Here is a 17710-nt window from a genome sequence, read left to right on the forward strand (position 1 = left end):
CATGAGCCAGGCCTATTTCATTGCCGGCACCGACACCGATGTCGGCAAGACCACCATCGCCGCGGGTTTGCTGCATGCGGCGCGGCAACTGGGGTTGAGCACCCTGGCGGCCAAGCCGGTGGCGTCCGGGTGCGTGGTGACGGCCAAGGGGCTGCGCAACAGCGACGCCCTGGCGCTGATCGACGAAAGCTCGGTCAAGTTGTCCTATGAAGCAGTCAACCCCTTCGCCTTCGAGCCGGCAATCGCCCCGCATGTGGCGGCCCGCGAGGCCGGGGTGGCGCTGAGCGTGCCGGCGCTGCGCGATGCCATGCAGCAGGTGCTGGCGCAAAATGCCGACTTCACCTTGATCGAAGGCGCCGGTGGCTGGCGCGTGCCGTTGTCCGACCATGCCAACCTGTCGGACCTGGCCATTGCCTTGAAGCTGCCGGTGATCCTGGTGGTGGGCGTACGGCTTGGGTGCATCAACCACGCCTTGCTCAGTGCCGAAGCCATCGCCCGGGACGGCCTGCAACTGGCGGGATGGGTGGCGAACATCGTCGATCCGCGTACATCGCGCCTGGAAGAAAACCTGTCCAGCCTGGCCGAGCGCCTGCCCGCGCCCTGCCTGGGGCGGGTGCCTTGGTTGAAGCAGGCTGGCGCGGAGGCAGTGGCTGCGCATTTGCAACTGGACCTGCTGGATTAGGCCTTTGCCTATTGGCTGGCACTAGGCTATTAGGGATTTAAACGGGCCTTTTTCCCTGTCTGCTGCTTTAATAAGGCCTGTTCATCATCCAGCGTCATGGAGTCCTGACATGGAAATCAATGCGAGCTCCGCCTTCTACGCGGGCCTGGGTGCCATCCAGAATGGCCAGAACCGTGTCGACCAGGCCGCCCAGCAGATTGCCAGCGGCGCTGTCGAGCGAGGCACCAGCGGGCAATCCACTGAATACCAGGCCGAGCGCCTGCGCGGTGTAGACCGCAGCCAGCAGTTGGACCTGGCCACCAGCACCGTGCAACTGGCCCTGGGCAAGCACGAAGTCGAACTCGGCGTCAAAGTCGCCAAGGCTTCCGATGAAATGCTCGGTCGGTTCATCGACACCTACGTCTGACCCGCTGAATCCCATTCGCTTACTTCGCGGGGCAAGCCCGCTTCCATTCGTGGGAGCGGGCTTGCCCCGCGATGCGTTTAAGGGTGCTTGGCGTAAATGTCATATTCGGCGGCATAAACGCCATCGTTCACCCACCTTGACAGCGAGGCCACCTAAACGTAAGTTTCAAACAACTGTTTGACCGAAAGCCGCCAAGAGCTGGTCGGTATCCGCGGTCTCCCCACCGAACTCATCACAGAGGTTCATCGCAATGCCTGATTACAAAGCCCCCTTGCGTGATATCCGCTTCGTCCGCGACGAGCTGCTCGGCTATGAGGCGCACTATCAGAGCCTGCCGGGCTGCCAGGACGCCACGCCCGACATGGTCAACGCGATCCTGGAAGAAGGCGCGAAATTCTGTGAGCAGGTCCTGGCCCCGCTGAACCGTGTCGGCGACCTCGAAGGCTGCACCTGGAGCGAGTCGGGCGTGAAGACACCGACCGGCTTCAAGGAAGCCTATGAGCAGTTCGTCGAGGGTGGCTGGCCGAGCCTGGCCCATGACATCGAGCACGGCGGCCAGGGCCTGCCCGAGTCGCTGGGCCTCACGCTCAGCGAAATGGTTGGCGAATCGAACTGGTCGTGGGGCATGTACCCAGGCCTGTCCCACGGCGCGATGAACACCATCTCCGAGCACGGCACTCCCGAGCAGCAAGAGACTTATCTCACCAAGCTGGTATCCGGCGAGTGGACCGGCACCATGTGCCTGACCGAGCCGCACTGCGGCACCGACCTGGGGATGCTGCGCACCAAGGCCGAACCTCAGGCCGACGGCAGCTACAAGGTTTCCGGCACCAAGATCTTCATCTCGGCCGGTGAACACGACATGGCCGACAACATCGTCCACATCGTCCTGGCCCGCCTGCCCGATGCCCCTGCCGGCACCAAGGGCATCTCGCTGTTCATCGTGCCGAAGTTCCTGCCCAACGCCGAAGGCGGCGCGGGCGAGCGCAACGGCGTGAGCTGCGGCTCCCTCGAGCACAAGATGGGCATCCACGGCAACGCCACCTGCGTGATGAACTTCGACGGCGCCACCGGTTACCTGATCGGCCCGGCCAACAAGGGCCTGAACTGCATGTTCACCTTCATGAACACTGCTCGCCTGGGCACCGCGCTGCAAGGCCTGGCCCACGCCGAAGTGGCGTTCCAGGGTGGCCTGAAGTACGCCCGTGACCGCCTGCAGATGCGCTCGCTGACCGGCCCGAAAGCACCAGAAAAAGCCGCTGACCCGATCATCGTCCACCCGGATGTGCGTCGCATGCTGCTGACCATGAAGGCCTTCGCCGAAGGCAACCGTGCGATGGTGTACTTCACCGCCAAGCAGGTGGACATCGTCAAGTACAGCCAGGACGAGGAAGAGCGCAAGAAGGCCGACGCCCTTCTGGCCTTCCTGACCCCGATCGCCAAGGCGTTCATGACCGAAGTCGGCTTCGAGGCCGCCAACCACGGTGTGCAGATCTACGGCGGCCACGGCTTCATCGCCGAGTGGGGCATGGAGCAGAACGTGCGCGACAGCCGTATCTCCATGCTGTACGAAGGCACCACCGGTATCCAGGCCCTCGACCTGCTCGGCCGTAAAGTGCTGATGACCCAAGGCGAGGCGCTCAAGGGCTTTACCAAGATCGTCCACAAGTTCTGCCAAGGGCAGGAAGGCAACGCCGCCACCAAGGAGTTCGTCGAGCCACTGGCCGCGATCAACAAGGAGTGGGGCGAGCTGACCATGAAGATCGGCATGGCCGCGATGAAGGACCGCGAGGAAGTGGGTGCCGCTTCGGTGGACTACCTGATGTACTCCGGCTACGCGTGCCTGGCCTACTTCTGGGCCGACATCGCCCGCCTGGCCGCCGAGAAACTGGCAGCCGGCACCAGCGAAGAGGCGTTCTACACCGCCAAGCTGCAGACCGCGCGCTTCTACTTCCAGCGCATCCTGCCGCGTACCCGCAGCCACGTCGCGGCGATCCTGTCCGGCGCCGACAACCTGATGGCGATGAAGGAAGAAGACTTCGGTCTGTCCATCTAAACCGGTTGGTTGTACCAAAAACCGCCTGCCCTCACCGGCAGGCGGTTTTTTTTCGCCCGGGTTTTTACACGAACCCCCTGTAGGAGCGGCCTTGTGCCGCGAAAGGGCCGCAAAGCGGCCCCGGCGATCTTTGTTTCAACGCTGAATCCTGGGGCCGCTGCGCAGCCCTTTCGCGGCTCAAGGCCGGTCCTACACGGATCGCGCGAAATCAGGAATGTCGCATCCAGTAACGAGAAAGTCTCAAGCTTGGCCCCTGATCTGCCGTTAAAGCGGGCATCTGTATTCATCTATTCATGTGCACTGCCGATGAAGTAGGGGCACAATGCCATTATTGATCTGCCGGGTCGGAGATTACCCTTGTTTCGTCTATCCGCTGTACGCGCGAGCCACTTCCTGCCTTCGCTGATTCTGTTGCTGGCAGGGCTTGCGGCAGCCTATGTGAGGGACCTCAGCGTCTTCTTCACATCGCTGTTCAACGTTCTACCCACCTTGGTGCTGTTGCTGGGGGGCGCCTACTGCGCCGTGTACCGCCGCCAGCGCGAGCTGTTCCTGATGGTCACGGTGTACGTCGCCTATTTCCTGCTCGATACCCAGACCGATTACTACCGCGACAACGGCCGGGTCCGCGAGGATGCGGCGGTGATCTTCCACCTGGTGTGCCTGCTGCTGCCGGCTCTGTTCGGCCTGTACGGGGCGTGGCAGGAACGCACCCACCTGGCCCAGGACCTGCTGGCACGCTTCGCCGTGCTGTTCGCCGTGAGCAGCGTGGCGGTGGCGCTGGAGCAGAGTTTTCCCGAGGCGCTGCTGGGCTGGCTGGCCGAGATCCGCTGGCCCGCGCTGCATGGTCAGTGGATGAGCCTGATCCAGCTGGCCTACCCCTTGTTCCTGGCGGTGTTCATCCTGCTGGTGGTGCAGTACCTGCGTGAGCCAAGGCCCTTGCATGCCGCGCAGATCATCGGCCTGATCGGCATCTTCTGGATGCTGCCCAAGACCTTCATCCTGCCGTTCACCCTGAACATCATGTGCAGCCAGGTGATGCTGATGATCGCCGCCGCGGTGTCCCACGAGGCCTACCAGATGGCCTTCCGCGACGAACTGACCGGCCTGCCCGGGCGGCGCGCCCTGAACGAGCGCATGCAGCGCCTGGGGCGTAACTATGTGATCGCCATGACCGACGTCGACCACTTCAAGAAATTCAACGACACCCACGGCCACGATGTCGGCGACCAGGTACTGCGCCTGGTCGCCAGCCGCCTGTCCAAGGTGACCGGCGGCGGGCGCGCCTACCGTTACGGTGGCGAGGAATTCGCCCTGGTATTCGCCGCCAAGACCGCCGAAGAGTGCCTGCCGCACCTGGAGGCGGTGCGCGAGATGATCGCCAACTACGCCATCCAGTTGCGTGACCAGAACAGCCGTCCGCAGGATGATTCCGCGGGTCGCCAGCGCCGTGTCGGAGGGGCCAATACCACGGTGTCGGTAACCATCAGCATCGGCGTGGCCGAGCGCCAGGCCGAGCACCGCAACCCCGACGAAGTGCTCAAGTCCGCCGACCAGGCGCTGTACAGCGCCAAGGGCGCGGGGCGCAACTGTGTCATGACCTTCGGCCAGCAGTCGCGGCGCGGCGCCGTGCGCATGGCGTGAATTATCGTGTGACCATGTAAGACTATTCGGTCGCATGATGACCCTATGTCTCGTAAAAGTTGTTCGGTTACACTGCGGTCATCCCAGTGCCGCGGCCCCGACGGGCCGCCCCGACCCCGATAGCGAGAGGTTGTCATGGCTGAATATAAAGCGCCCCTGCGCGATATGCGCTTCGTCCTCAATGAAGTCTTCGACGTGGCCACGCTCTGGTCGCAACTGCCCGCCCTGGCCGAGGCCGTCGATGCGGACACGGCCATGGCCGTGCTGGAAGAGGCCGGCAAGGTCACCGGCAAGACCATCGCGCCGCTGAGCCGCGCCGCCGACGAAGAGGGCTGCCACTGGGACAACGGCTCGGTGCGTACCCCGGCAGGCTTCATCGAGGCCTACCAGACCTACGCCGAAGGGGGCTGGGTCGGCGTTGGCGGTGATCCGCTCTTCGGTGGCATGGGCATGCCCAAGGTCGTCTCGGCCCAGGTCGAGGAGATGGTCAACGCCTCGAGCCTGGCCTTCGGCCTGTACCCGATGCTGACCGCCGGCGCCTGCCTGTCGATCAACGCCCACGCCAGTGAAGCGCTCAAGGAACAGTACCTGCCGAACATGTACGCCGGCGTCTGGGCCGGTTCCATGTGCCTCACCGAACCCCACGCCGGTACCGACCTGGGCATCATCCGCACCAAGGCCGAACCCCAGGCTGACGGCAGCTACAAGGTCAGCGGCACCAAGATCTTCATCACCGGCGGCGAGCACGACCTCACCGAAAACATCATCCACCTGGTGCTGGCCAAGCTGCCGGATGCTCCGGCAGGCCCGAAAGGCATCTCGCTGTTCCTGGTGCCCAAGTTCCTGGTCAACCAGGACGGCAGCCTCGGCGCGCGCAACCCGGCCACTTGCGGCTCGATCGAGCACAAGATGGGCATCCAGGGCTCGGCCACCTGCGTGATGAACTTCGACGAAGCGGTCGGCTACATCGTCGGCGAGCCGAACAAGGGCCTGGCGGCCATGTTCACCATGATGAACTACGAGCGCCTGGGTGTCGGCATCCAGGGCCTGGCTTCGGCCGAGCGTTCCTACCAGAACGCCGTGGAGTACGCCCGCGACCGTCTGCAGAGCCGCGCCCCGACCGGCCCGCAGGCCAAGGACAAGGTGGCCGACCCGATCATCGTCCACCCGGACGTGCGCCGCATGCTGCTGACCATGAAGGCGCTGACCGAAGGCGGTCGCGCGTTCTCCACCTATGTGGCGATGCAGCTCGACAGCGCCAAGTACAGCGAAGACGCCGCGACCCGCAAGCGCAGCGAGGAGCTGGTGGCGCTGCTGACCCCGGTGGCCAAGGCCTTCCTCACCGACCTGGGCCTGGAGTGCACCGTGCATGGCCAGCAGGTCTTCGGTGGCCATGGCTACATCCGCGAATGGGGCCAGGAGCAGCTGGTGCGCGATGTGCGTATCACCCAGATCTACGAAGGCACCAACGGTATCCAGGCACTGGACCTGGTAGGCCGCAAGGTGGTGGCCAGCGGCGGCGCCTACTACACGCTGTTCGCCGACGAGATCCGCCAGTTCATCGCCACTGCCGGCGGCGAGCTGGGTGAATTCACCAAGCCGCTGGCGGCATCCCTTGACCAGCTCGATGAGCTGACCGCCTGGGTGCTGGACCAGGCCAAGGGCAACCCCAACGAAATCGGCGCGGCCTCGGTCGAGTACCTGCACGCATTCGGCTATGTCGCTTACGCCTACATGTGGGCATTGATGGCACGGGCGGCCAAGGCCGGTGAAGGGGATGCCGACTTCTACGGCGCCAAGCTGGGCACGGCACGGTTCTACTTCGCACGTTTGCTGCCACGGGTTCACTCGCTGGTGGCATCGGTGAAGGCGGGGAGCGAGTCGCTGTACCTGCTGGACGCTGCGCAGTTCTGACCATTTTGGGGCTGCGTTGCAGCCCATCCGGCCGGTCCGACGCCTCGGCGAGGCCGCTCCTACAAGGGGGATGCAATCCGTCTGTAGGGGCGGCCTTTTGTTTTATCAGGGCGGCGTGTTTGTAAATGGGCTGCTTTTGTAAGCTTTGGCTTACACGACGTGGTGACGTTTCGCCTCTTTCCTAAGATTGGATCCACGGTTACTCTTTCTTACATGGACGTAGCGCAGGATGCGCAATGGACAGAGCAGGACGCCTTACAAGGAAGTAGCGCAGGAAGCGCGAAAAGCTAGAACAGGGACACGAAGGATTTCCTGCCAGGACGGCGGGATGATAGGGATGTCGAAGGGAAACAGTCTGGAAAACCCCGCTTAGGCGGGGTTTTCTTTGTGCGCGTGTTTTTCAGCCGAGCACGTCCAGAGGCGAGACGCCCAGCTGACGCGGGTCGGCTTCTTCCTCCAGCAAGGTCCGCAGCAGCTCCACCGAAGCCTGCTGGCGCTGGGCATCGCGGAACACCAGGCCAACCTTGAGTGGCACCCGCGGCTCGCTCAGGGGCTTCCACAGCAGTTCCTGATCGTCCTGTGCGGCATCCTTGGCCCTGCCCGGCAGGATGGTTGCCAGCGCCGTGTGCGCCAGGCTGTCGAGGATCCCCGCCATGTTGTTCATCTCGGCCTGTACCTGGGGCCTGGCGACCCTGGCTGGCCAGTTGCGCCTTCCAGATCTGGCGGATCTGGAACTCCTCGCCGAGCATCAGCATCGGCAGCTCCGCCGCCTGGCGGATCGAGACCTTCTTGAAGTCTTTGAGCGGGTGGGTCCTGGGGATCACCAGCTGCAGTTCATCCTCGTACAGCAGCAAACCATGCAGCCCGGGCTGGCGCGGCGGCAGGTAGCTGATGCCGATGTCCAGGCCGCCATTGAGCAGGCGCCGCTCGATCTCCGACCCCGACAGTTCATAGATCTGCACCACCAGATGCGGCTGGGCCTTGCGCACCCGTTCCAGCAACTGCGGCACCAGGCTTGGCCGCACGGTCTGCAGCACGCCGATGGCCAGGGTGCGCAGCGACTGGCCCTTGAAGTTGCCCATGGCTTCATGGGCCCGTTGCAGGCCGTCGAGCAGGGGCACGGCATGGTTGTACAGGGTGTGGGCGGCCAGCGTGGGCAGCAGGCGCTTGTTGCTGCGTTCGAACAGGCTCAGGTCAAGGCTGTGTTCCAGTTGGCGGATCTGCTGCGACAGTGCCGGCTGTGACAGTGACAGACGCTCGGCGGCACGGCCCACATGGCCCTCTTCGTAGACCGCGACGAAGTAACGCAGTTGGCGAAAATCCATAAGTGATACTTATCGAAAAAGCTGGAAAAACGAAATGGCCGGGAACCGACCGCAAGCCTAGTCTATCGCCGTATTCCAAAGGGTTACAGCGGCTATTCAGGCGATTGTTACCCCGGATGAAAAACACTTTTGATAGGCAAGGCAAAATATCCGATTCCGGCGCCAGACCGGAACCTTGACCGCCCACCCGTGATTGGCCGGAGCCCTGATGAACCTGTTCAACCTGCGCCGTTCGGCGCCCGCCGTCGCCGAGCCCAAGCGTGCTCCGGTGATCGAGCCGGCCGGCGCGCAGCTCTCCCGCGAGCGGCTGATGCCCAGCACCGAGCGTGCGCCGCAGGTGTTCGTGCGTGGTCAGGGTTCCTGGCTGTGGGACAGCGAGGGGCACGCCTACCTGGACTTCACCCAGGGCTGCGCGGTCAACAGCCTGGGCCACAGCCCGAGCGTGCTGGTCAAGGCGCTGGGCAACCAGGCCCAGGCGCTGATCAATCCCGGCGCCGGCTATCACAGCCGCGGCCTGCTGAGCCTGGTCGAGCTATTGTGCCAGCGTACCGGCAGCGACCAGGCCTACCTGCTCAACAGCGGTGCAGAAGCCTGCGAGGGCGCGATCAAGCTGGCGCGCAAGTGGGGCCAGCTGCACCGCAACGGCGCCTATCACATCATCACCGCCAGCCAGGGCTGCCATGGTCGCACCCTGGGGGCCTTGTCGGCCTCCGACCCGCTGCCGTGCAACCGCTGCGAGCCCGGCCTGCCGGGCTTCAGCAAGGTGCCGTTCAACGACCTGGCGGCGCTGCACGCGGCGGTCGACTCGCGCACCGTGGCGATCATGCTCGAGCCGATCCAGGGAGAGGCCGGCGTGATTCCGGCCACCCGTGATTACCTCCAGGGTGTCGAGCGCCTGTGCCGTGAGCTGGGCATCCTGCTGATCCTCGATGAAGTACAGACAGGTGTAGGACGCTGCGGCGCCCTATTGGCAGAAGAGTCCTACGGCGTACGGGCCGACATCATCACCCTCGGCAAGGGCCTGGGCGGCGGCGTGCCCCTGGCGGCGCTGCTGGCCCGTGGCCGCGCCTGCTGCGCCGAACCGGGCGAGCTGGAAGGCAGCCACCATGGCAACGCGCTGATGAGCGCCGCCGGGCTGGCCGTGTTGCAGACCGTGCTGGAGGCGGGCTTCTTCGAGCAGGTGCTGGACAGTGGCCGGCACCTGCGCGATGGCCTGAGCCGCCTGGCGGGTCGCTACGGCCAGGGCGAGGTGCGTGGCGAGGGGCTGCTGTGGGGCCTGCAACTGCGTGAAGACAGCGCGGCGCAATTGGTCGAGGCCGCGCTGCAGGAGGGCTTGCTGCTCAATGCGCCGCAGGCCGACGTGGTGCGGTTCTCGCCGGCGCTGACCGTGAGCAAGGGCAATATCGACGAGATGCTCCTGCGCCTGGCCCGGGCCTTCGCCCGCCTGCATGCCCAGCAGCATAACCGCCGCGAAGTGCCGGCCTGACCGGTTGCTCCGGCGAACAGAATTTCAACGAACCGTCTGGCGTTCCTGCGCATCGCCCCTGGCCTGAAATACATGGCCCGGGGCGTTTTTTTTGCCCGGTGGAACCTCTGCCAGGCACGGCTAGTCTGTGTTGATACACCCTCAAGGAGCGCAGCACATGGACTTCATCCGCATCATCATCGCCATCATCCTGCCGCCGCTGGGCGTGTTCCTCCAGGTGGGGTTCGGTGGCGCGTTCTGGTTGAATATCCTGCTGACCTTGCTGGGTTATATCCCCGGGATCGTGCACGCGGTGTATATCATCGCCAAGCGCTGAAGACTCCCGCCGGGGACACGCGGACCGCTGTAGGAGCGGCCTTGTGTCGCGAAAGGGCTGCAAAGCAGCCCCAGGATCTCAGCGACAAGGCAGATATCGCCGGGGCCGCTTCGCGGCCCTTTCGCGACACAAGGCCGCTCCTACAGGGATGGCGTTGCCTGGGCTAGCAACCGGCAGTAGAACTTCCACTCTTGCTCAAGCGCATGCGCCAGGTTCGCCGCCTGGCGAAAACCATGCCGCTCGCCCGCGTAGAAATGCCCCTCGGCCGCAATGCCATTGGCCTTGAGCGCTTCAAGCATGCTGCGGGTCTGCTCCGGCACCACCACCGCGTCCAGCTCACCCTGGAAGAAGATCACCGGTACCTTGATCCGCCCGGCGTGCAACAGCGGCGTGCGCTGGCGATAACGCTCGGCATCGCGCCGGGGGTCGCCGATCAGCCAGTCCAGGTAGTCGCCTTCGAACTTGTGGGTAGCCCGGCCCAGCGCCTCGGGGTCGCTGACACCGTACAGGCTGGCGCCGCCGCAGAAGACATCGCGAAAGGCCAAGGCGCACAGGGTGGTGTAGCCGCCGGCGCTACCGCCACGAATGAAGGCCTGGTCAGGGTCGATCAGGCCCTGGCCGGCAAGATAGGCGACCGCCGCGCAGGCATCTTCCACATCACTCGCTCCCCAGTTCAGGTGCAGTGCCTGGCGGTAGACGCGACCATAGCCGCTGCTGCCCCGGTAGTTGAGGTCGGCGACGGCAAAGCCGCGCTGAGTCCAGTACTGGATGCGCGGGTCGAGCACCGGGTAGCAGGCCGAAGTCGGGCCGCCGTGAATGAACACCACCAGCGGCGATGGCCCATCCGAGCCTTGCATGGCCGGGTAGAAGAATCCGTTGGCCTCGCCTTCGCCACTGGCGTAACGGATCGGCTGTGGGAGGCTGATGTCCTCGGCGGGCAGCACCTCGGCGCCACCTGCCAGCACCTGGACTTCGTGGCTGCGCCGGTCGATGGCGATCACGGCCGCTGGGCTGATCGGCGAGGCGGATACGGCGTAGAGCTGTCCGTCATCCAGCGCCAGGCTACGGAAACGCGTGTACGCACTGGCATAACGCTCCACTTCGCCATCGGCGCGGCGCAGCCCCAGTTGCCCGAAACCGTCCTCGAACCAGCTGGCCAGATAGCTGGCGGGGCCAAGGGCCAGCCAGGTGCTGGCGCCCAGTTGCCAGGGGGCGGCGGCATGGTCGGCGAGCGCGGCGGGCAGGCGTTGCCAGTGGCCGTCGAGTTCGCCCCAGGGCTGCCAGAAACCGTCGCGGTCGGACAGGCAATACAAGCGGCCTTGTTCGTCGAAGCGTGGCTGTTGCAGCGATTCGTCCTGCCCGGCGATGCAGCGTGCCGGGCCCCAGGCGCCAGACGGTTCGCGTTCCCGGCACATCAGGCGGGTGACGGTCCAGGGTTGGGCCGGGCGGTCCCACTCGATCCAGGCCAGGCGTTCCCCATCGTGGCTCAGCGTGGGCGAGGCGTAGAAGTCGGCCCCTTCGGCCAGGATTTGTCGATGCTCCGGCGAGAGGCTCACCAGGCGATGCACGACCTGTTCGCCATGCTGCTCTTCGACGGCCAGCACCTGGCCGGCCTGCCACTGCACATCGCCATAGCGGCAGTCGTCGGCGTGGGTAAGCGGGCGCGGTGGGCTGCCATCCAGGGCCTGCAGGTAGACCTGTTGGTCCTTTTCGTTGACGAATACCAGCCCGTCGTCGCCCAGGCAGAAGCTGCCGCCACCGTACTCATAGACCCGGCTGCGCACACTGAATCCGTCCGGGGTCAGGCAGCGGGCCTGCTGATCGCGCCAGTGCCAGACCCGGCAGGCGCCATCGGCGGGGCGGAACTCATTCCAGAACACACCTTGCGCGCCGACCTTGAGCTCGGCGAAGTCGGTACCGGCGGCCACCGCCTGGGCGGCGCTGAACTCAGCCACGGGCGATGACATGGGAATTGCGCTCGTTGCGGAAGGTCATCTGTTCGATCTCCAGCGTTGCGTGTTCGGCCTCCTCGCGGGCCTTGAGGATGATGCCATGGTCCGGCGACTTGGCGCACACCGGGTCCGCCTTGCTGGCGTCGCCGGTGAGCATGAAGGCCTGGCAACGGCAGCCGCCGAAGTCCTTTTCCTTCTCGTCGCATGAGCGGCACGGTTCGGGCATCCAGTCATAGCCACGGAAGCGGTTGAAACCGAACGAGTCGTACCAGATATGCCGCAGGTCGTGGTCGCGCACATTGGGGAACTGCACCGGCAGCTGGCGCGCGCCATGGCAGGGCAACGCGGTGCCATCCGGCGTGATGGTCAGGAACAGGCTGCCCCAGCCGTTCATGCAGGCCTTGGGGCGCTCTTCGTAGTAGTCCGGGGTGACGAAGATCAGCTTGCACGGCTTGCCTTCGGCCTTGAGCTTGTCCCGGTACTCGTTGGTGATGCGCTCGGCCCGCTCCAGCTGGGCGCGGGTCGGCAGCAGGCCCAGGCGGTTGAGGTGCGCCCAGCCGTAGAACTGGCAGGTGGCCAGCTCTACGAAGTCGGCTTCAAGGGCCAGGCACAGCTCGATGATGCGGTCGATCTTGTCGATATTGTGCCGATGGGTGACGAAGTTGAGCACCATCGGGTAGCCATGGGCCTTCACCGCCCGGGCCATCTCCAGCTTCTGCGCGAAGGCTTTCTTCGAGCCGGCCAGCAGGTTGTTCACCTGCTCGTCGCTGGCCTGGAAGCTGATCTGGATATGGTCCAGCCCGGCCTGCTTGAACGCGGCGATCTTCTGCTCGGTCAGGCCGATGCCGGAGGTGATCAGGTTGGTGTAGTAGCCCAGGCGCCGGGCTTCGCCGATCAGCTCGGCGAGGTCCTGGCGCACCAGCGGCTCGCCGCCGGAAAAGCCGATCTGCGCGGCGCCCATCTCGCGGGCTTCGGCCATCACCTTGAACCACTGCTCGGTGCTCAGCTCCTTGCCCTGCTCGGCGAAGTCCAGCGGGTTGGAGCAGTACGGGCACTGCAGCGGGCAGCGGTAGGTGAGTTCGGCCAGCAGCCACAGCGGCAGGCCTACCGGTACCTCAGGCGAGGGTGATCCAGTGTTCGGCACGGGCCACCTCCATGAATTGCTCGATGTCGTCGGCGACTTCGGGCACACCGGGGAACTGCTGCTCGAGTTCGGCGATGATCAAAGCGACACTGCGCTGGCCATCGATGAGCCCGCCGATCAGCCCGGCGCTGTCGTTGAGCTTGATCATCCCCTCGGGGTACAGCAGCACATGGCCCTTCTGCGCCGGCTCGTACTGGAAACGGTAGCCGGGGCGCCAGGCGGGCACCTGTTGACGGTCGAAACTCATAGGATGATCCCCTTGTGCCAGACCCGCTCGCGGGTGACGCTGTGATAGGGCGGGCGGTTCAGTTCATAGGCCATGCTCATGGCGTCGAGCATGCTCCACAGGATATCCAACTTGAACTGCAGGATCTGCAGCATGCGTTCCTGCCCCTCGCGGGTGGTGTAGTGCTGCAGGGTAATCGCCAGGCCGTGCTCCACATCGCGCCGGGCCTGGCCCAGGCGGGTGCGGAAGTATTCGTAGCCGGCCGGGTCGATCCACGGATAGTGCTGCGGCCAGCTGTCCAGGCGCGACTGGTGGATCTGCGGGGCGAACAGTTCGGTCAGCGAGCTGCTGGCGGCTTCCTGCCAGCTGGCGCGGCGGGCGAAGTTGACGTAGGCGTCGACCGCGAAGCGCACGCCGGGCAGCACCAGTTCCTGGCTGCGCAGCTGGTCGGGGTCCAGGCCCACGGCCTGGCCGAGGCGCAACCAGGCCTCGATGCCGCCGTCCTCGCCGGGCGCGCCATCGTGGTCGAGCAGGCGCTGGATCCACTCGCGGCGCACTTCGCGGTCCGGGCAGTTGGCCAGGATCGCCGCATCCTTCATCGGGATGTTGACCTGGTAGTAAAAGCGGTTGGCCACCCAGCCCTGGATCTGCTCGCGGCTGGCGCGGCCTTCATACATCGCCACATGGTAGGGGTGATGGATGTGGTAGTAAGCGCCCTTGGCGCGCAGGGCCTGCTCGAACTCGGCAGGGGACAGGGGCATTGCATCGCTCATGGAGGGCTCCTGTGATGGTTCGTTGTACGTGGGAGCGGGCTTGACCCGCGACGGCGGCGTCAGACTCACCATCGCTATCGCGGGTCAAGCCCGCTCCCACGTTGTGCAAGGGCTGCCCTTACAACTCGATGCTCATGCCATCGAAGGCGACTTCCACTCCGCGGCGGACCACTTCGGCACGCTCGGGGGAGTCCTCATCGAGGATCGGGTTGGTGTTGTTGATGTGGATAAGCACTTTGCGCTGGCGCGCGAAGCCGTCCAGCACCTCGAGCATGCCGCCCGCGCCGTTCTGCGCCAGGTGGCCCATCTCGCGGCCGGTGCGGGTGCCGACGCCGCGGCGCTGCATCTCATCATCCTCCCACAGGGTGCCGTCGACCAGCAGGCAGTCGGCGCCGTGCATCATCTCCAGCAGCTTGGCGTCGACCTGGCCCAGGCCCGGCGCGTAGAACAGCTTGCCGCCGGTGCGGGTGTCCTCCACCAGCAGCCCGAGGTTGTCGCCCGGGTGCGGGTCGAAGCGGTGCGGGGAGTAGGGCGGCGCGGCGCTGCGCAGCGGGAAGGGGGTGAGGCGCAGGTTCGGGCAGGCGTCGATGACGAAGCTGCCTTCGAGCTCGATGCGGTTCCACACCAGGCCGCCGTTCCAGTGGCTGAGCATGTTGAACAGCGGAAAACCGGTGGTCAGGTCCTGGTGGACCATGTCGGTGCACCACACCTGGTGCGGGCAGCCCTCGCGCAGGCTGAGCAGGCCGGTGGTGTGGTCGATCTGGCTGTCGAGCAGGACGATGGCGTCGATACCGGTGTCGCGCAGGGCGCGTGCCGGCTGCATCGGCGCGAACGCCTGGAGCTGTGCGCGGATGTCCGGCGAGGCATTGCACAGGATCCAGTGCTCGCCGTCGTCGGACAAGGCGATGGACGACTGGGTGCGCGCCGTGGCACGCAGGGTACCGTCACGGTAGCCCTTGCAGTTGGCGCAGTTGCAGTTCCACTGGGGGAACCCGCCACCGGCGGCGGAACCGAGGATCTGGATGTACATGGGTACTCTCTAGCCGCAAAGGTTAGCCCGAAAGCCGTATCGGAAAAACGCAAACGCCCCGGCGGGCCGAGGCGTCGAACCGCGCAGACGCTTAACGGTTGGCGAAGTACATGGTCACTTCGAAGCCGATACGCAGGTCAGTGTATGCAGGTTTGGTCCACATGGGCTTGCTCCTTCCGGATGGGGTTTGGGGTGGTCGGCTCACTATTGGGTACTCCCCGGAGAGAGAGGTTCCATTGGCCGAGATTGCGCTATCTTACAAGAAAAATTTGTACCGAAAGGTTAATTCTTCGAAAAGCGCCATTGCATTTGCGGTAACAATCCCGCCTTTTTTCATAACCATTCGGCGTCCGGGGCGGCGGCATTGGCCAAGCACAACCAACCGTGCCTGGCTTCGATCAACTGCTGGAGCAATTCGTCCAGCTGGCCTTGTTCGACATTGAGGATAGACCCTCGCATGCGCGACAGGTCGGCATTGTGTGTCGCGATATGTGCCTGCCAGGCCCATTGCGTGATATCGGCGTTGGCCATCGCTGTCTCGTCGAACTGATCGGCCAGCTGCGCTCGCGCCGCTGGGGCCAGTGCGACGTCCTGGCGCAGCAGGTCCAGCAGATGGCCGAGGATCTGTGCGTGGTCGGCGTGCGGCGATTGCACGCCGAACAGCAGCCCGGCGTAGCCTTCGATCTGACGAAAGGCGCTGAACACGGCGTAACCCAGCTGCAGCTCGACGCGCAGGCGCTGATAGAACGGGCCTTGCAGCACGTGGGCGAGCAGGCGACCGGCGGCCTGCAGATCAGCCGGCAGCGGACAGAACAGCAACAGCGCGGGCTCGCTGCCCGAAGTCGGGACCTGCTGCCAACGGCGTCCGAGGATCGGGCGCGCTGGCGAGGCGGCGATCGGTTGTCCCATGAGGTCTTGCAGTGCCGTGCCCAGGGCGCCCTGTTGGGCGGGGGTGAACCCTTGCGCCAATCCCTGCCAGCGTGCCTGCTGCCAGAGTGTGTCGAGCCGCGACTGGTCCAGGGTGCAGGCTGGCTGCGATTGACCCTCACCCTTCAGTAAGGCGTCCGGCAGTGCCTTCAGCAGGGCACGGATCGGAATCAGCGGCGCTTCGGCTGCCGCTGGCGAGTGCCAATGCTCTCGGGCCGGCGCGCGCAGCAAGGTCAGGGCTTCCTGCGTGGCAATGATCACGGCCAGCGGATGCCCCGCCAGGCGCAACTGCCAGTACTCGCCAAGGGTCTCGAAGCCCAGTTGCAGCGCCGCCTGCGTGGCCCGCTCGCGCAGGGGTTGCAGGCTGTGTTGCAGAACGACCTGCATGCGCTGACGCAGCGGCGAAGGAATGTGCCAACGCAGGTCGAGGGTCGCAAACTGGCGAGAGGGCGGCAGGCAGTCGCCGATATCGAGCCCTGCTGGCAACGGCGTGCTGGTCGCGGGTAGTTCGGTTGCCAGCAGCGCTTCATCGGGGGGCAATTGCCAGTCTCCGGCATTAGAGAAAGGCAAGTCCCACAGCAGTGCAGTGAGGGCGTCCAGACCTTGTGTCCCGAGCCCTGCGAAAGGCCGGTCGGCACTGTCGCGCTGGGCCAGTTCGAGTGCGCTGGCGGCCTGTTCATGGCGTTGCTGCAGGCGGGTGAAGCGGTCGTTCAGCTGTTTGTGGTCCTGTTGTCGTAGAAAGCCCAGCCAGCCGTGCAGCAACTCCCGGGTCTTGTCCAGGCAGGCCTGGTCCGACAGCTGCAGCTGGACATGCCAGAGCAACTGCCCGGCATGGGCGTGGAGTTGTTGCGCCTTGCAGCCCTGCAGCCAGCCGCGCTGGCGCAAGGCATCCAGCCAACCGCCGGGTCGGCTGTCGGTGAGCTGGGTCAGCAGCAGCTCGAGCGCCTGCTCCGCGCCGTCCGGCAGTCCGTCATGGGCGAACAGCAGGTCGTGGCGGTTGCCCCAGGCTTCTGGTTGGCGCAGTGGCGCGCCGAGCAAGGCGGGTGGCTGTACCCGGGCGACGCGTGCGCCGTTTGCGAACAGGCCACCGAACTGCCTGCCCAGGTGCGCCAGTTCATCCAGCGACTGCGGGCCAGCCAGGCTCAGGGTGAGTTGCCCGCCTTGGTAGAAGTCGTGGTGGAACTGTCTCAGACTTTGCTGGAAAGCCTGGCTTTCCAGCGGCAGGCTGTGCCGGTTGCCGGCGTGAAAGCCGCTCAGCGGATGGCGTGCCGACACCGACTGCAACAGGGCGAACTGGCGCTGGGCCTCGGGGTTGCGCGACCAGGCGATGAACTCGGCATGGATCACCTCGCGCTCGCGGCGCTGGCGTTCGATGGCGAAGTCCGGTTCGGCGAGCATCTGGCACAGACGCTCCAGCCCACCAGCCAGCGCCACGGGGGGCACTTCGAAGAAGAAGTCGGTGGTGCGCTCGCGGGTGCTGGCGTTGACCTGGCCACCCAGGCCCTGGACGTAGCGCATCAGGCCGTCGTCCAGCGGAAAACGCCTGTTACCGAGGAAGAACAGGTGTTCGAGAAAGTGCGCCAGGCCCGGCCAGCGCGCTGGTGCGTCGTGGCTGCCGGCATGCACCCGCAGCGCAGCCGCCGCGCGCTTGAGGCGTGGCGCGTGGCGCAGGGTCAGGTGCAGGCCGTTGGCGAGGGTGAGGTGGCGAATGGCATCGGACATGACGCCATGCTAGCGCGCAATGCCGAGGTTGTCTGTTCTGGCCTTTTCGCGGCACAAGGCCGCTCCTACAGGCGACCGCGCCCCCTGTAGGAGCGGCCTTGTGCCGCGAA

General features: G+C 65.2%; 14 protein-coding genes and 1 pseudogene. 7 read left to right on the top strand and 8 right to left on the bottom strand.

Going from position 1 to position 17710, the window contains the following annotated elements:
* The first annotated feature begins 1 nt into the window (after window position 1).
* From bioD to ACZ899_RS21245, 5 genes are all read left to right on the top strand, one after another.
* The gene (gene bioD / locus ACZ899_RS21225) at window positions 2–682 is read left to right on the top strand and encodes a dethiobiotin synthase (RefSeq protein WP_203649854.1); all 681 of its coding nucleotides are present in this window, start codon (window positions 2–4) and stop codon (window positions 680–682) included.
* A 109-nt stretch (window positions 683–791) separates the two neighbouring features.
* The gene (locus tag ACZ899_RS21230; RefSeq protein WP_203649856.1) at window positions 792–1088 is read left to right on the top strand and encodes a pyrroloquinoline quinone biosynthesis protein PqqE; all 297 of its coding nucleotides are present in this window, start codon (window positions 792–794) and stop codon (window positions 1086–1088) included.
* 250 nt (window positions 1089–1338) lie between these two features.
* On the top strand, window positions 1339–3144 hold the full coding sequence (locus ACZ899_RS21235) for a phenylacyl-CoA dehydrogenase (RefSeq protein WP_110734511.1): 1806 nt from the start codon (window positions 1339–1341) through the stop codon (window positions 3142–3144).
* A 357-nt stretch (window positions 3145–3501) separates the two neighbouring features.
* Window positions 3502–4785 carry a GGDEF domain-containing protein gene (locus tag ACZ899_RS21240; protein ID WP_203649858.1) on the top strand — a complete coding sequence of 428 codons (1284 nt, stop codon included), beginning with the start codon at window positions 3502–3504 and terminating at the stop codon, window positions 4783–4785.
* Between the two features lie 135 nt (window positions 4786–4920).
* Window positions 4921–6699, top strand: a complete 1779-nt coding sequence (locus ACZ899_RS21245; RefSeq protein ID WP_232855060.1) for an acyl-CoA dehydrogenase C-terminal domain-containing protein — start codon at window positions 4921–4923, stop codon at window positions 6697–6699.
* Between the two features lie 400 nt (window positions 6700–7099).
* Here ACZ899_RS21245 and ACZ899_RS21250 read toward each other — a convergent pair.
* Window positions 7100–8024: pseudogene (locus ACZ899_RS21250) on the bottom strand (LysR family transcriptional regulator).
* A 208-nt stretch (window positions 8025–8232) separates the two neighbouring features.
* Between ACZ899_RS21250 and ACZ899_RS21255 the strand changes: the two are divergent.
* Together ACZ899_RS21255 and ACZ899_RS21260 are read left to right on the top strand one after the other, a co-directional pair.
* Window positions 8233–9510, top strand: coding sequence for an aspartate aminotransferase family protein (locus ACZ899_RS21255; RefSeq protein ID WP_203649862.1), 1278 nt, complete (start codon window positions 8233–8235; stop codon window positions 9508–9510).
* A gap of 157 nt (window positions 9511–9667) precedes the next feature.
* A complete protein-coding gene (locus ACZ899_RS21260; protein WP_009681539.1) occupies window positions 9668–9826 on the top strand; it encodes a YqaE/Pmp3 family membrane protein in 159 nt (52 codons plus the stop codon).
* Window positions 9827–9966: 140 nt separating this feature from the next.
* On the opposite strand, the gene ACZ899_RS21265 is transcribed toward ACZ899_RS21260, so the two are convergent.
* The 7 genes from ACZ899_RS21265 to pqqF all read right to left on the bottom strand — a co-directional run bounded on the left by ACZ899_RS21265 (window position 9967) and on the right by pqqF (window position 17600).
* The gene (locus ACZ899_RS21265) at window positions 9967–11793 is read right to left on the bottom strand and encodes a S9 family peptidase (RefSeq protein ID WP_234561415.1); all 1827 of its coding nucleotides are present in this window, start codon (window positions 11791–11793) and stop codon (window positions 9967–9969) included.
* The gene (gene pqqE, locus ACZ899_RS21270; protein ID WP_234561414.1) at window positions 11774–12922 is read right to left on the bottom strand and encodes a pyrroloquinoline quinone biosynthesis protein PqqE; all 1149 of its coding nucleotides are present in this window, start codon (window positions 12920–12922) and stop codon (window positions 11774–11776) included. Before pqqE ends, ACZ899_RS21265 begins: the two co-directional genes overlap by 20 nt.
* Window positions 12894–13169 (bottom strand): pyrroloquinoline quinone biosynthesis peptide chaperone PqqD, encoded by a 276-nt coding sequence (gene pqqD, locus ACZ899_RS21275; protein WP_203649868.1) that lies wholly within the window; start codon window positions 13167–13169, stop codon window positions 12894–12896. The genes pqqE and pqqD overlap by 29 nt, the downstream gene beginning before the upstream one ends.
* On the bottom strand, window positions 13166–13921 hold the full coding sequence (pqqC, locus tag ACZ899_RS21280; RefSeq protein WP_234561413.1) for a pyrroloquinoline-quinone synthase PqqC: 756 nt from the start codon (window positions 13919–13921) through the stop codon (window positions 13166–13168). Before pqqC ends, pqqD begins: the two co-directional genes overlap by 4 nt.
* Before the next feature lie 118 nt (window positions 13922–14039).
* Window positions 14040–14951 (bottom strand): pyrroloquinoline quinone biosynthesis protein PqqB, encoded by a 912-nt coding sequence (pqqB, locus tag ACZ899_RS21285; RefSeq protein ID WP_234561412.1) that lies wholly within the window; start codon window positions 14949–14951, stop codon window positions 14040–14042.
* A 91-nt stretch (window positions 14952–15042) separates the two neighbouring features.
* Window positions 15043–15114 carry a pyrroloquinoline quinone precursor peptide PqqA gene (gene pqqA / locus ACZ899_RS21290; protein WP_003243383.1) on the bottom strand — a complete coding sequence of 24 codons (72 nt, stop codon included), beginning with the start codon at window positions 15112–15114 and terminating at the stop codon, window positions 15043–15045.
* Between the two features lie 170 nt (window positions 15115–15284).
* Window positions 15285–17600 (bottom strand): pyrroloquinoline quinone biosynthesis protein PqqF, encoded by a 2316-nt coding sequence (gene pqqF / locus ACZ899_RS21295; RefSeq protein ID WP_234561411.1) that lies wholly within the window; start codon window positions 17598–17600, stop codon window positions 15285–15287.
* Window positions 17601–17710 lie beyond the last annotated feature (110 nt).

The sequence above is a fragment of the Pseudomonas sp. TE31087 genome (assembly GCF_057284075.1).

What these genes read in the sequence shown, in the direction of transcription:
- bioD (WP_203649854.1), top strand. Translation starts at nt 2, where the DNA reads ATGAGCCAGGCCTATTTCATTGCCGGCACCGACACCGATGTCGGCAAG.
- ACZ899_RS21230 (WP_203649856.1), top strand. Translation starts at nt 792, where the DNA reads ATGGAAATCAATGCGAGCTCCGCCTTCTACGCGGGCCTGGGTGCCATC.
- ACZ899_RS21235 (WP_110734511.1), top strand. Translation starts at nt 1,339, where the DNA reads ATGCCTGATTACAAAGCCCCCTTGCGTGATATCCGCTTCGTCCGCGAC.
- ACZ899_RS21245 (WP_232855060.1), top strand. Translation starts at nt 4,921, where the DNA reads ATGGCTGAATATAAAGCGCCCCTGCGCGATATGCGCTTCGTCCTCAAT.
- ACZ899_RS21255 (WP_203649862.1), top strand. Translation starts at nt 8,233, where the DNA reads ATGAACCTGTTCAACCTGCGCCGTTCGGCGCCCGCCGTCGCCGAGCCC.
- ACZ899_RS21260 (WP_009681539.1), top strand. Translation starts at nt 9,668, where the DNA reads ATGGACTTCATCCGCATCATCATCGCCATCATCCTGCCGCCGCTGGGC.
- ACZ899_RS21265 (WP_234561415.1), bottom strand. Translation starts at nt 11,793, where the DNA reads ATGTCATCGCCCGTGGCTGAGTTCAGCGCCGCCCAGGCGGTGGCCGCC.
- pqqD (WP_203649868.1), bottom strand. Translation starts at nt 13,169, where the DNA reads ATGAGTTTCGACCGTCAACAGGTGCCCGCCTGGCGCCCCGGCTACCGT.
- pqqC (WP_234561413.1), bottom strand. Translation starts at nt 13,921, where the DNA reads ATGAGCGATGCAATGCCCCTGTCCCCTGCCGAGTTCGAGCAGGCCCTG.
- pqqB (WP_234561412.1), bottom strand. Translation starts at nt 14,951, where the DNA reads ATGTACATCCAGATCCTCGGTTCCGCCGCCGGTGGCGGGTTCCCCCAG.
- pqqF (WP_234561411.1), bottom strand. Translation starts at nt 17,600, where the DNA reads ATGTCCGATGCCATTCGCCACCTCACCCTCGCCAACGGCCTGCACCTG.